The organism is Streptococcus mitis (genome assembly GCF_901542415.1).
Taxonomy (GTDB): Bacteria; Bacillota; Bacilli; order Lactobacillales; family Streptococcaceae; genus Streptococcus; species Streptococcus mitis_BL.
The window spans coordinates 1,912,586-1,926,653 of the sequence record NZ_CABEHV010000004.1 but is presented as its reverse complement, the minus strand read 5'-3'; the positions used below and the strand labels follow the sequence as shown (position 1 = coordinate 1,926,653).

The window sequence follows — 14,068 nt, the reverse complement described above, 5'->3', positions numbered from 1 at the left end:
TAAAAATATTGTGAAAAAATTATTTTATCACGCTAGAGATACTTACTCGCTTCTTTGATACTAAATCAAATCATTTCTCCAACATTATTTTATATAACTACTAAAACTCCTCATGCCCTACCAAATGATGCTGAAAGGCATAAACCGCAGCCTGGGTGCGATCGCTGACTTCAAGTTTGGCAAGAATGTTAGACACGTGTGTCTTGACCGTCTTGAGAGAGATAAAGAGTTCATCTGCGATACGCTGATTTTCGTAGCCCTTGGCGATGAGTTGGAGAACATCTCGCTCACGCGCAGTCAGGTCCTCATGTAGTTCTATGTGATTGCGGTGGTATTCGACCTTCTTGCTGACCTCTTGTTCAATAGCCAGCTCGCCAGCAGCTACCTTACGGACAGCATGGAGTAGTTCGTCTGCGCTAGAAGTCTTAAGCATATAGCCACGAGCACCTGCATCTAAGACTGGCATGATTTTTTCATTGTCCAAATAAGAACTCACAATCAAAATCTTAGCTTCAGGCCATTCTTTGAGGATAGCCAAGGTCGCATCAATCCCATTCATCTCAGGCATGACGATATCCATGACAATAACATCTGGACGCAATTCCAAGGCTAACTCAATGCCTTGAGACCCATTGGACGCCTCACCCACAACTTCTACATCGTCTTGGAGGTCAAAGTAGCTTTTCAAGCCCAAGCGGACCATTTCATGATCATCTACTAGTAAAATTTTCATCTTTACTCCTTTATCATTCCTTATCTAACAGGGGAATACGGATATCAACTGCCAGTCCTTGCTTGGGAGCTGTCAATAACTGAACCGTTCCAGCCATATCTTCAATCCTCTCTTTGATATTTCGCAGTCCATAACTCAAGTCATCTAAGCTCCCTAACTGGAAACCAATCCCATTATCCACCACCTTCAGCTGCAATTCAACAGCTGTCTGATAGAGATAAACATCCAAACAAGAGGCCTGGGCATGGCGTAGGGTATTGCTGATTAACTCTTGCAGGATACGGAAGATATGCTCCTCGATTTTCTTAGGCAATTTCGTCACATTTTGCTTGAAACTAACCTTGAGATCACTCTTGTCCTCAAGCTCTTTTAAGAGGATGTGGATTCCCTCAACCAGACTCTTCTGCTCCAGTTCAACTGGTCGCAAATGCAAGAGCAAGACACGCAAATCCTTCTGGGCTGTTTCTAAAATAGCTGTGACACTCTGCAACTGGGTCTGCATCTTTTCTCTATCCAATTTCAAAGTCTGCTGACTGATACCCGATAAAATCATGTGGGCCGCAAACAACTCCTGACTGACTGTATCGTGCAAATCCCGAGCAATCCGCTTCCGTTCTTTCTCGACGATTTTCTCTTCCTGAGCAAGACTGTGATTTTCAGCTTTTTGAAGAGCTTCTGTCAAGAGGTTAAGTTTACCTGACAAGGACTTGAAACTGGCATCCAAATCTGGATCTGCAAGCTGAACCACTTCTTGCCCTGCCAACAAACGCTTGAGATTAGCCTGCATTTTTCTTAGAGAAAGCTCTTCAATACCTCGCCAAAATAAGGCTAAGAGACAGGTCATGGACATGCTGAACACCAACAACAAAAAGACAAATTTTTCTGTTTTTTCGACATCGTGCAGGAAAATAGACCAGTCAAAATCAAGAATTTCCAGCAAGCTGTGGGAGAAAAATAAGACAAACAGAAAGGAGGTTAGAGCAATGATTACATAGGCTTGTTTTTTCATCCTCTGACCACCTCCACATCCCCAATCACAGTGGTCAAGAAAATCTTGACACTCTTGTTACTCTTAAGGTAGTCTCTTGTTTCTTGATGATAGTGTTCATTTCGGAGGGCTCGCTTGGGCTGGTTGAAAAAAGTCAAATCCCCATAGAGACAGTTAACACTAAGACTAACTTCTACATCAACAGGCACAATGATTTTTGTCGTTCCTATCATCTTTCTGAGGATAATAACATTATCATGATTGGTTAGAATCACCCTCTCCAGATGAATGGTATCTTTACCCATGAGACGAAAGAGATTGATATCATCAAACTGGCAAGTTTGATAACTTGAAAAATGATGGAGATTCCCAAACCAACGATTTTTCTCCTTCTTAACTGTCACCACCTCTTCAAAAACCAAATTGGTCTGCTCTTTTTCCTGGTTCATCATTGGATAAAGAAGAAAGAGGCTATAGATAACCGCAACAAAAATAGCTAGAATCACAAAAGGATTGAGCATGACGATGAAAAAGAAGAGAATGCTTGCCACCACTAAAAGAAGGTTATTCCCCTCTTTACCAGTGTAATAGCGAATCAAAAGCAAAAAGAGAAAAAGTATCAGCAGAAAACGCGAAAAATGCTCTGAAACCATCAAAATCAGAGCTCCTGTCAAAAGACAGGCTTCGATAAATAAAAAGATTTTAAATTTTCTCATAGGTGCATCCTCTCCCTTCTATTTTATCACAACTCAAAAAAGTCACCTCGGTCTGAAGATGGAAAAAAGGCGGTGATTACGCCTTTTTCATCTGATCATTTGCTTCTTTTAGTTTGCCGTAAAGAAGATAGTCTACTTTTTGCAGATCTGCTATGGTGGCACAATTAAGGGCACACATAATCAAACGCAGATCGTTTTTCCAGCCTTGGACAATGCCAATCACTTCTTCGACTGAATAGGTTTCAACCAATTCCAGAACTGTTCGAGACAGTCCTACAGCTTTGGCGCCAAAGATCAGGCACTTAATCATATCCAGTGGATTCCGAACCCCTCCACTGACCAAGAGTTGGACCTTGTCTTTCCAGTCTTGGGCATTGAGAAGGGCCTGCATGGTAGACTGACCCCATTGATTGAGGTAGTCACGTTGACCACTGCGACGGTTTTCAATATAAGCAAAGCTGGTACCACCACGACCTGACAGGTCAAAGGTTCGAACGCCCAATTCATAGGCTCTTTCGATGGTCTTCACATCCATCCCAAAGCCGACTTCCTTTAAGACAATAGGAACGGGGATTTGCTTGCTATAGTCTGCTAGATGCGATTGCCAGTTTCTAAACTTTCTTTCTCCCTCGGGCATGAGCAACTCCTGCATAACATTGACATGCACCTGCAGGAGAAGAGGATTCATCTCTTCTACAGTCCGAAGTCCCAACTCAACAGGCTTGTCTAATCCAATATTGGTTCCAAGAAGGAGATTTGGATGATCATACTTGACAGAAAAAGAGCCATCTGCTGGATCTTTGAGGGCTGCGCTATAAGAACCCGTTACAAATAAAATACCACAGACTTCCGCCACCTGAGCTAGTTTTTGATTGATTTCTTTACCTTTTTCACTCCCACCTGTCATGGCATTGATATAAAAAGGAAAATCCCACTTTCGACCAGCAAATTCTGTCGACAGATCGATTTCATCCAGATCGTAAAGAGGCAGGGAAGAATGAATCAACTCCACCTCATCAAAGCTATTATAGGAACTTTTCTGCTCAAGGGCATAGCGGATGTGCTCATCCTTACGATTTGTCGTCATGTCCTATCCTTTCTTGGTATAAGAGCTCAATCCCCAGATCGGCCCAACGTTTTTTTAGGGTTTCAGTTGATTGCTCATCAAAACTCAAGGCAATACCACAATCACCACCACCAGCGCCACTACTCTTGGCAACAGCCTGCAAATCTTGACTGGCTTCTTTCAACTGTCTAAGCGAAGGCGTGTAAATATCTGCGCTCAAGCTTTCTAAAAGCTTACTGGCTACTTCTACTTGCTCGATAATTTTTTCTGATTCCCCCTGCTCCAAAGCTTTTACCAAAGAAACCACCGTTTCTTTTGAGGAACTTAAAAAATTCTGATTGATATTTTGCTTGATTTGTTGAACCATATCACTCGATACAGCCACTTCCTTGGTCCACCCCACTAGGAAATCACATTCTAGGGCTGGTTGCACTTGTGAGATAGAAAAGCCCCAATCACGCTCTAAAACAGTCGCCAAGTTTTCTTCTTCCAACCAAGCAGCCACCTTCTGGCGATCAAATGACTGGTAAAGAACCAATCCCTCTGCCACAATACAGGCAATATCCCCCATAGAACCATTGTCTCCGCGCTTGAGCAAGACCGCGCTAGCCAGCTTGAATAAGAGCTCCTGATCAACCGAAAGCTTATACAGAGCTAGCAGAGCCTTGATGATCAAAACAACGACGCTACCACTAGAACCCAGACCAAACTTTTTCCCTTCTCGTTCCATTTTTCCACGAATTTCCAAAGAAAAAGGTCGCAAGGTTTGCCCACGATCAACAAGAAAGTCATTCATCAAAGCAATTGTTTCTTGAATCAAGCTGTAGTCATGATTTGGCGTCAAGTCCACTGCAAAATCAAACATATCCGAGTAGATACGGTAACTATCAGAAAAAGCAATCTCGCCTTTCATATAGATAGAAATAGCCTTTATCAAGGCCAACTGCCCTGGCTCTAAAATAGCATATTCACCTGCCCAATAGAGTTTTCCGCAAGTTTTAACAGCAATCATCTTGACTCAAATCCTTTGTTTTTGACACAATCAAGCGATAACGCTGACCGAAGATTTCTGATAAATGCTCCAAGTCTTTCTCCTGACAGAGGACCTTGACATTGGGACCTGCATCCATGGTAAAGTAGCAGGCTTCCCCTTGCTCACGAAGCTGGCGAACAAAGTCCATGGCCTCATAAGTCGCATCCGTCAGATAAGAAAAGGCTGGTGATGCTGTTTTTGTCGTAGCGTGCATAGCAAGGGCATTTTCCTCCGTTAACTCCCCAACCTTGGCAAAGTCATTTTCCTTTAGATAAACCAGCATATCCTGATAGTCTTTCTCAGACTGACGGACCCAGTCATCAAAAGTCGTCGATGTTTCCACACAAAGTTTCATACCGTCACGGCTAGAAATTGGTTTTTTCTTGTCTTCTAGCACCAACATAATCATAGCTAGTTTCAAGTCTGTCTCTACAGGGTAAATTTCTCCGCTATCCTTGTCCCAGGCTCCTAGCGGTCCATAAAAACTACGAGAAGACGACCCTGAGGCAAACTTAGCCTCCTGTGCCAACTGACTCCGATTTAAATCAAGCTTGAAATAAGCATTACAAGCCTTGACCAAGGCAGACAAACCACTAGAACTTGATGACAAGCCCGCTGCGGTAGGCATATTGTTTTGAGTATCTATACGGACAAAGCCCTCACCTTCTGGACGGTAACGGTTAATAATCTTGCTCATCTTGGCATGCTCCGCCTCATTTTGTAGCTGACCATTGATATAAAAGGCATCAGCCATCGCATTCGTCGGTAGAGATGACAAAGTCGTCTCCGTATACATATTCTCCAAAGTCAGAGAGATACTGCTAGTAGCAGGCACCATCTCTTTTTCTTTTTTCTTTCCCCAATATTTGATAATAGCAATATTTGCGTAGGAACGTACTGTTACAGGCTCTCTATCCATGTCTGAACAGCTCCTTTCTCTTCTAATCTTTCTGCTAGATCTTGTGCTTGTGTCAAATCGGCTGCCAAGGCTATGATACAGCCTCCAAGCCCACCACCACTCATCTTTGCACCCAAAGCACCATGGTTAAGGGCCGTTTCAACGAGGGAATCTGCATCAGGGCTACTGACACCAATTTCTTTTAAATGCAAATGCGCTTGACTGAGGATTTGCCCCAGCCCTTCAGCATCTTTTTGTGAAATCGCAACTTCTGCCTGCTGGGTCAATTCTCCCAAGGCATGCAAAAACGGCAGGGCATCCTTCCCCTTGCTTTGAACCACTTGGATGGCTTCACGAGTATGACCATAAACACCGGTATCGGCAATCACCAAATAGGCGGATAAATCCATCTCAAGTTCTGTAAATCCTACGTTCTTAATAAAGCGAATAGGCTGGTCACTGAGACAGGTCTTGGCATCCAAACCACTCGGATTCATATGTGCAATCATCTCAGCCCGATTGACCAAGATTTCTAGTACATCATGAGGCAGTTCTGCCTGATAGTAGTCAAATACCGCTCGAATGGCCGCTATGCTGATAGCTGCTGACGAACCCATTCCCCGTTTCTCAGGAATAGCCGAGTCAATCTCACAGCGAATGCAGGCTTCTTTGATATTCAAATACTCCAGAGAAGCATAAACTGCCATGGACAAGGTATCCTCCTCATAGAGACGCCAAGGACTCGCTGCAGGAACTACCTTGCAAGTCACCTCCACCTCCAAAAGAGGCAGGGAGATAGCAGGATAACCGTAAACGACCGCATGCTCCCCTATTAAAATAATCTTACTATGTGCCTGACCGACACCAACTTTTTTTGTCATTTTTTCCTTTTGCTAGACGAAAAAGCCGTCACATTTTTTCATACAAGTATTTATTCTCTCCTATCTATTTTATTATATTTTCACAAAAAAAGCGATTGTTTCCTTCACAATCGCCTCTTTCATTATTGAACCCATTCGCCATTATAATTGACAGAATAGCCATCTACGGTCGTATTCACTGCCAAGGCACCTGAGCTATAAGCGTAGTACCATTTACTACCGACCTGGAACCAGCCTGTCTTCATATCGCCATTACCTGCATTTAGGTAGTACCAAGTTGAACCATCTTGATACCAACCAGTTGCCATTGCTCCTGATGAACGGAGATAGTACCAGTTGTTCCCAAGGTTTTGCCAACCAGTTTTCATATCGCCATTTGGCTGATCTAAATAATACCAAGTTGAGCCTTCCTGATACCAGCCAGTTGCCATTGCTCCTGATGAACGGAGATAGTACCAGTTATTACCAAGTTGTTTCCAACCAGTTTGCATTGCAGCAGTTGTTGGATCTAGATAGTACCAAGTTGAGTTATCATTGGTCCAACCACGTGCTAGTTCCCCAACAGTCAATCTGTTGATGCGAGAATCAAATCCACCATCCTTCAGTAAATAATACCAGTGCCCCTCATCATAAACCCAACCAGTTTTTAAGGTGTGATAACTACGTTGATCTTCAAAATAATAGACTCGTTTCTCTGCTGGACTATCATATTGTTCCCCATGATGTTTGTTGGTATTTGTAGCAGTTTTTGCTTCTAAAACTTGCTTACCAACAAATTCTTGTAGTACCCCATCTTGACCAAAGTAAAACCAATCTGGTCTAAAAGCAATATCTTGCCTTAGAGAAGAACCAATCGTAACCCCTTCGTGTGGAGCAGGTATATATTGCCAGCCGACAACCATCTCTCCAGATAAAGAATCAAAATAATAGTACTTACCATCAATCACTCGCCAGTAGGTTTCTTTGAGGTCCCCCTTCTTGTAGTAGGTTCTTCCGTTTTCTTGGACAAATTTCCAACCCTCTGAATCAGTATCATCCGCCAATACTGTACTTGTCGCCAGTAAGCTAAAGAAAAAGACTGCTAATGCGATTTGCATCAATTTTTTTATTATTTTCATTAGACGTATCCTCCTTCAAGGATTCTAGCAAAAATTCAATTGTATGTCAATATGACAGCTTTAAAATAATATAATAACGAACTATCATTTGATTCACTAGTAAAATCTCCTAGCAGGATTTCCTGCTAGGAGATTTTCTTATGAGAGGTACCTGTCTAAGCTTTGAAAATCGGATTTACCATCTGATAATTATCAAACAATCTACCAATTAAGCTTCTTCATCTTCTTTACGACGACGACCTGCAAGACCAAGACCAAGTAATGCACTTGCGGCGGCTGCTACCATAGCTACAGTAGAATCTGCTGTACCTGTATTTGGCAATTCTTTAGCTGCTTTACGCGCATTTGCTTGTGCTGATGCTGTTTGACCAGCATTAGCTGGTGTTTGGGCAGCTTGGTCATTAGCTGGAGTTGCATGATCAGTTGATGAAGCAACTTTCGCCATGAAGTCTTCGATACGTTTAACCATTGCATCCACTTCTGCTTGAGTTGCGTCTGCATTGGCAAATACTTTCTTAGCATCTGCTGATAATGCATTCGCTTCTTTTGCAGTTTCTGCATCAAGCTTAGCTGATTCTTTGATGATCAATTCATCTAGTTGACGAATAGCACCTTCTAACTTCGCTTTATCCACTTTTGCATCATTGTTAGTAGTTCCGTTACCGTTACTACTGTTATTGCCTCCACCATTTGATGGTACATATGGACGTTGTTTAAAGGTATCGTCTGCTATCTTAGTTAAGTCTGCTGCTGGAATAACGGCTGTGTTTCCTGATGGTGTTGTCACTGTAGCGTTTCCTTTATCGTCTACTACTACAGTCGCACCTGGATTCACGGCTTTAACTTTGTCTTCGATGGCTTTCTTCTCAGCATCTGTAAGTTTTTCTGGGTTCGCTACCACAGTCTTATCTGCTGGTTTAACCACATCGTTACCTGCATTTGGCTTAGCTGCGTCGTCTGCTGTCTTAGTTAAGTCTGCTGCTGGAATAACGGCTGTGTTTCCTGATGGTGTTGTCACTGTAGCGTTTCCTTTATCGTCTACTACTACAGTCGCACCTGGATTCACGGCTTTAACTTTGTCTTCGATGGCTTTCTTCTCAGCATCTGTAAGTTTTTCTGGGTTCGCTACCACAGTCTTATCTGCTGGTTTAACCACATCGTTACCTGCATTTGGCTTAGCTGCGTCGTCTGCTGTCTTAGTTAAGTCTGCTGCTGGAATAACGGCTGTGTTTCCTGATGGTGTTGTCACTGTAGCGTTTCCTTTATCGTCTACTACTACAGTCGCACCTGGATTCACGGCTTTAACTTTGTCTTCGATGGCTTTCTTCTCAGCATCTGTAAGTTTTTCTGGGTTCGCTACCACAGTCTTATCTGCTGGTTTAACCACATCGTTACCTGCATTTGGCTTAGCTGCGTCGTCTGCTGTCTTAGTTAAGTCTGCTGCTGGAATAACGGCTGTGTTTCCTGATGGTGTTGTCACTGTAGCGTTTCCTTTATCGTCTACTACTACAGTCGCACCTGGATTCACGGCTTTAACTTTGTCTTCGATGGCTTTCTTCTCAGCATCTGTAAGTTTTTCTGGGTTCGCTACCACAGTCTTATCTGCTGGTTTAACCACATCGTTACCTGCATTTGGCTTAGCTGCGTCGTCTGCTGTCTTAGTTAAGTCTGCTGCTGGAATAACGGCTGTGTTTCCTGATGGTGTTGTCACTGTAGCGTTTCCTTTATCGTCTACTACTACAGTCGCACCTGGATTCACGGCTTTAACTTTGTCTTCGATGGCTTTCTTCTCAGCATCTGTAAGTTTTTCTGGGTTCGCTACCACAGTCTTATCTGCTGGTTTAACCACATCGTTACCTGCATTTGGCTTAGCTGCGTCGTCTGCTGTCTTAGTTAAGTCTGCTGCTGGAATAACGGCTGTGTTTCCTGATGGTGTTGTCACTGTAGCGTTTCCTTTATCGTCTACTACTACAGTCGCACCTGGATTCACGGCTTTAACTTTGTCTTCGATGGCTTTCTTCTCAGCATCTGTAAGTTTTTCTGGGTTCGCTACCACAGTCTTATCTGCTGGTTTAACCACATCGTTACCTGCATTTGGCTTAGCTGCGTCGTCTGCTGTCTTAGTTAAGTCTGCTGCTGGAATAACGGCTGTGTTTCCTGATGGTGTTGTCACTGTAGCGTTTCCTTTATCGTCTACTACTACAGTCGCACCTGGATTCACGGCTTTAACTTTGTCTTCGATGGCTTTCTTCTCAGCATCTGTAAGTTTTTCTGGGTTCGCTACCACAGTCTTATCTGCTGGTTTAACCACATCGTTACCTGCATTTGGCTTAGCTGCGTCGTCTGCTGTATTAGTTAAGTCTGCTGCTGGAATAACGGCTGTGTTTCCTGATGGTGTTGTCACTGTAGCGTTTCCTTTATCGTCTACTACTACAGTCGCACCTGGATTCACGGCTTTAACTTTGTCTTCGATGGCTTTCTTCTCAGCATCTGTAAGTTTTTCTGGGTTCGCTACCACAGTCTTATCTGCTGGTTTAACCACATCGTTACCTGCATTTGGCTTAGCTGCGTCGTCTGCTGTCTTAGTTAAGTCTGCTGCTGGAATAACGGCTGTGTTTCCTGATGGTGTTGTCACTGTAGCGTTTCCTTTATCGTCTACTACTACAGTCGCACCTGGATTCACGGCTTTAACTTTGTCTTCGATGGCTTTCTTCTCAGCATCTGTAAGTTTTTCTGGGTTCGCTACCACAGTCTTATCTGCTGGTTTAACCACATCGTTACCTGCATTTGGCTTAGCTGCGTCGTCTGCTGTCTTAGTTAAGTCTGCTGCTGGAATAACGGCTGTGTTTCCTGATGGTGTTGTCACTGTAGCGTTTCCTTTATCGTCTACTACTACAGTCGCACCTGGATTCACGGCTTTAACTTTGTCTTCGATGGCTTTCTTCTCAGCATCTGTAAGTTTTTCTGGGTTCGCTACCACAGTCTTATCTGCTGGTTTAACCACATCGTTACCTGCATTTGGCTTAGCTGCGTCGTCTGCTGTCTTAGTTAAGTCTGCTGCTGGAATAACGGCTGTGTTTCCTGATGGTGTTGTCACTGTAGCGTTTCCTTTATCGTCTACTACTACAGTCGCACCTGGATTCACGGCTTTAACTTTGTCTTCGATGGCTTTCTTCTCAGCATCTGTAAGTTTTTCTGGGTTCGCTACCACAGTCTTATCTGCTGGTTTAACCACATCGTTACCTGCATTTGGCTTAGCTGGAGCTGTTGTATCTTTAGTAACAAAGTCTGCTAATGGTTTTTTATCTTGAGAACCATCTTTATAGGTTACAACAAGATTGTTTCCTTCTTTTTCTACTTTATCAACAACTTTTGAAGCATCTTCTACTTCTTTACCTTTTTTGTCAGCTAAACGTGCATCTGGATTGTTTTGAGAATATTCAACTTTAACTTTCTCTTTAATTTTTTCAAACTCTTTATCAGTAACATTGTTAACATCTGATACAACTACTTTGTCAGCTTCTGCTGGAGTTTGGATATCATATTTTAAAGTTTGAGGTTTAAGAATTACATTAACCGCAGTTGGGTCAGTAGCATCTCTACCATTTCCTCTAGCATCTGCTCCATCTTTATCAATGGCTTTTACAAAACGCCATCCTAGTGGAGTTCCTCCATCTTGAATTGCTTTTTCAAATTTTTCTTTTGTAAAATCTCCTTCTGGTGCTGGAGTACCAGTATACGTGATAACAGCTGGATTCTCTGCTGTTGCCGTTGTTTCAGAAGTAAATTTATTCGCAGTAAATCCGTATTGAGTATCTTGTTTATTAGTTTCTCCTGCTACGTCTTTAAATTCTTGGTTACTTCCTCTTCTTAACTCAGCACTTGCAATTTTTCCGCTATCATCTTTGATTTTAATATCAAATGAATTAACTTCTGATGCATATACATATACTTCTTTTTTATCTGGTGCTGGGTCAGAATATTGAATTTCTACTGTTGGTTTTTCATTTGTACGTACAAATTCTGACAATGATTTTTTATCTTGAGAACCATCTTTATAGGTTACAACAAGATTGTTTCCTTCTTTTTCTACTTTATCAACAACTTTTGAAGCATCTTCTACTTCTTTACCTTTTTTGTCAGCTAAACGTGCATCTGGATTGTTTTGAGAATATTCAACTTTAACTTTCTCTTTAATTTTTTCAAACTCTTTATCAGTAACATTGTTAACATCTGATACAACTACTTTGTCAGCTTCTGCTGGAGTTTGGATATCATATTTTAAAGTTTGAGGTTTAAGAATTACATTAACCGCAGTTGGGTCAGTAGCATCTCTACCATTTCCTCTAGCATCTGCTCCATCTTTATCAATGGCTTTTACAAAACGCCATCCTAGTGGAGTTCCTCCATCTTGAATTGCTTTTTCAAATTTTTCTTTTGTAAAATCTCCTTCTGGTGCTGGAGTACCAGTATACGTGATAACAGCTGGATTCTCTGCTGTTGCCGTTGTTTCAGAAGTAAATTTATTCGCAGTAAATCCGTATTGAGTATCTTGTTTATTAGTTTCTCCTGCTACGTCTTTAAATTCTTGGTTACTTCCTCTTCTTAACTCAGCACTTGCAATTTTTCCGCTATCATCTTTGATTTTAATATCAAATGAATTAACTTCTGATGCATATACATATACTTCTTTTTTATTAGGCGCTGGATCTGAGTATTTAATCTCTACTGTTGGTGGTACTGCTGGCGCTGCTGGAGTTGCTGGCGCTGCTGGAGTTGCTGGCGCTGCTGGAGTTGCTGCTTCTTTCTCAACAATTACTTTTACTGGTCCTTCTACCTTCGAACCATCTGAGTATGTTACAACTGCTGTTGCTGTTTTTTCTCCTGGCGTTGCAGTGTTTACTGGTGTCTTGAACTCAGCTTTTGTTCCAGCAGGAAGATCTTTGAAGTTAGCAATTGAATTTTCTGCTTTTGGTTGTTCATTAACTTTAACTGTTTGAGTTTTTACAGTTGGAGGGGTAACATCAGCTTTTGATAGATTTACAGGGTTCTCTGCAATTCTGTGGAAACCGTGGTCAACTCCTGCTGTCCCGGTACTCAACATCCCCATCGAAACCTTCATATTTTTCAACTGTTCATTTGTTACTCTATCAGGAACTGTTGTTGTAAACTCCCAAACATAACCGTCTCTATAGTTACCACCCGTATTCGCATTATCATAGATAACACGCTTACCTGGCAAAGCATTTGAGTTTACTAAATTTTTTGTATCAGATATCTCGTCTTTTACAGCATCCTTATAATAGAAACTAGTATTATTATACAGAGTATCTAGTCCTCTAGTATAATTGTCCCAACTACCATTTATTGTCAAATTCTCATTTTTAGCAAGAGCACGTCCTGCTGCTGTGGCTGGAGTAGGGTTATCAAAAGTTACAGTATCACTAAGACCAGTTCCATCTCCGCCAACTAGTTGATATTTTCTGTCTACAAATTTCATTTCCGCTTTATATTGCAATCGGCGAATATCCGTAGGCATATTCACTTCATTAGGAATCTGAATGTAGTTTCGGAACACTTCATTCTTTACTCCATAGTCATTAGCGAAATTTTGTAAATGATCATTGAAAAAAACTTGCCAGTCTACAGAAGTAATTTTCCCAGTAGCATCTGTATTGTAACGAGCTCTATATTTCATTACGGAATTAACAGCAGTTATTGCATTACCCGATTCAGATGAACCTCTTATACCACTAGTAATAACACTGTCTTTTTTCCCATAGTCGTTCCCCTGAGAATCAATATTATAGGCAATTTCCGCCCTAAAAGCATTATTTTTATCTAATGCTTTACCGTTACGTGGGTCGTTAGATCCTGTGTTTTCGATTGAGTTAGATTCTGATTTTTTCTCAGTGTTTTCTGCTTTTTTACCTACAGTTTCTTTTCCATTAGTAGTGTCTACTGCTGGAGTTGCTTTTTTCTCTACAGGTTTATTTTTTAATTTAGTGTTAGCTGTAGTTACAAGTTTATTGTAAGCTTTTGTGATTTCACCTTGAGTTGTTGCGTTTGCTAATGTAGCTTTTGCAGCTTCTAAGTCAGCTTTTAGTACCGCAACACTTTCTTCAGTTTTGTTTTCGTATGTTCCGTTAGCTAATTTTGCTTCGATTTCTGCAATGTAGTTTTCTAGTTTAGTTTTGTCTAAAGCTTTAACTTCTTTTGCAGTTTCTCCATCAAGTTTTGCCGCTACTGCTGGTTCTGTTGTAGACACAGCTGGTGTTCCAGCAACTTCTGGCTTGTTTTCTGCTACAGCAGGTGCCTCATAAGTCTTGCCATCTCCGTTCTGTGTAGGTTTAACATCCCCAGTAGTCGAGTTGTTTGCTACAGTAGTTTCTGCTGTGTTTGCATGAACCACTTGGGTAGCTAAACTAGCTCCGACTGCAAAAACAAGAGAACAACCGAATAGGAAATGCTTCCCTTTTTTGATCATTCTCCAGTTCTTTTGCTCTGCATTTTTACGATTAAAATACATCACATTTTCTCCTTTTGATATCTAAAAAATAGCATGTAATACACATACACATACACATACACATACACATACACATACACATACACATACACATACAATCAATATT

General features: G+C 41.6%; 9 protein-coding genes. All 9 read right to left on the bottom strand.

Annotated features, from left to right (window positions below):
• Positions 1–100: 100 nt before the first annotated feature.
• The gene (locus FQT24_RS09935) at positions 101–733 is read right to left on the bottom strand and encodes a response regulator transcription factor (RefSeq protein ID WP_143952896.1); all 633 of its coding nucleotides are present in this window, start codon (positions 731–733) and stop codon (positions 101–103) included.
• 13 nt (positions 734–746) lie between these two features.
• On the bottom strand, positions 747–1,742 hold the full coding sequence (locus FQT24_RS09930; protein ID WP_143952895.1) for an envelope stress sensor histidine kinase LiaS: 996 nt from the start codon (positions 1,740–1,742) through the stop codon (positions 747–749).
• Positions 1,739–2,437: a cell wall-active antibiotics response protein LiaF gene (liaF, locus tag FQT24_RS09925; protein WP_143952894.1), complete on the bottom strand. Its 699-nt coding sequence runs from the start codon at positions 2,435–2,437 to the stop codon at positions 1,739–1,741. Before liaF ends, FQT24_RS09930 begins: the two co-directional genes overlap by 4 nt.
• Positions 2,438–2,513: 76 nt before the next feature.
• Positions 2,514–3,524, bottom strand: coding sequence for a type 2 isopentenyl-diphosphate Delta-isomerase (gene fni, locus FQT24_RS09920; RefSeq protein WP_143952893.1), 1,011 nt, complete (start codon positions 3,522–3,524; stop codon positions 2,514–2,516).
• On the bottom strand, positions 3,508–4,515 hold the full coding sequence (locus FQT24_RS09915; protein WP_143952892.1) for a phosphomevalonate kinase: 1,008 nt from the start codon (positions 4,513–4,515) through the stop codon (positions 3,508–3,510). Before FQT24_RS09915 ends, fni begins: the two co-directional genes overlap by 17 nt.
• Complete coding sequence (gene mvaD, locus FQT24_RS09910; RefSeq protein ID WP_143952891.1) at positions 4,502–5,455, bottom strand: diphosphomevalonate decarboxylase; 954 nt, start codon at positions 5,453–5,455, stop codon at positions 4,502–4,504. Before mvaD ends, FQT24_RS09915 begins: the two co-directional genes overlap by 14 nt.
• Entirely contained in the window at positions 5,437–6,315 is an 879-nt protein-coding gene (mvk, locus tag FQT24_RS09905; protein ID WP_143952890.1) for a mevalonate kinase, read from the bottom strand. The genes mvaD and mvk overlap by 19 nt, the downstream gene beginning before the upstream one ends.
• Before the next feature lie 122 nt (positions 6,316–6,437).
• Positions 6,438–7,433: a choline-binding protein CbpF gene (cbpF, locus tag FQT24_RS09900; protein WP_143952889.1), complete on the bottom strand. Its 996-nt coding sequence runs from the start codon at positions 7,431–7,433 to the stop codon at positions 6,438–6,440.
• A gap of 208 nt (positions 7,434–7,641) precedes the next feature.
• Positions 7,642–13,962: a Rib/alpha-like domain-containing protein gene (locus FQT24_RS09895; RefSeq protein ID WP_143952888.1), complete on the bottom strand. Its 6,321-nt coding sequence runs from the start codon at positions 13,960–13,962 to the stop codon at positions 7,642–7,644.
• Between the last annotated feature and the right edge of the window lie 106 nt (positions 13,963–14,068).

Bases quoted from the DNA above. Each gene is read 5' to 3' on its own strand.
- liaF (WP_143952894.1), bottom strand. From the start codon at position 2,437: ATGAGAAAATTTAAAATCTTTTTATTTATCGAAGCCTGTCTTTTGACA.
- FQT24_RS09930 (WP_143952895.1), bottom strand. From the start codon at position 1,742: ATGAAAAAACAAGCCTATGTAATCATTGCTCTAACCTCCTTTCTGTTT.
- mvaD (WP_143952891.1), bottom strand. From the start codon at position 5,455: ATGGATAGAGAGCCTGTAACAGTACGTTCCTACGCAAATATTGCTATT.
- FQT24_RS09915 (WP_143952892.1), bottom strand. From the start codon at position 4,515: ATGATTGCTGTTAAAACTTGCGGAAAACTCTATTGGGCAGGTGAATAT.
- mvk (WP_143952890.1), bottom strand. From the start codon at position 6,315: ATGACAAAAAAAGTTGGTGTCGGTCAGGCACATAGTAAGATTATTTTA.
- cbpF (WP_143952889.1), bottom strand. From the start codon at position 7,433: ATGAAAATAATAAAAAAATTGATGCAAATCGCATTAGCAGTCTTTTTC.
- FQT24_RS09935 (WP_143952896.1), bottom strand. From the start codon at position 733: ATGAAAATTTTACTAGTAGATGATCATGAAATGGTCCGCTTGGGCTTG.
- FQT24_RS09895 (WP_143952888.1), bottom strand. From the start codon at position 13,962: ATGTATTTTAATCGTAAAAATGCAGAGCAAAAGAACTGGAGAATGATC.
- fni (WP_143952893.1), bottom strand. From the start codon at position 3,524: ATGACGACAAATCGTAAGGATGAGCACATCCGCTATGCCCTTGAGCAG.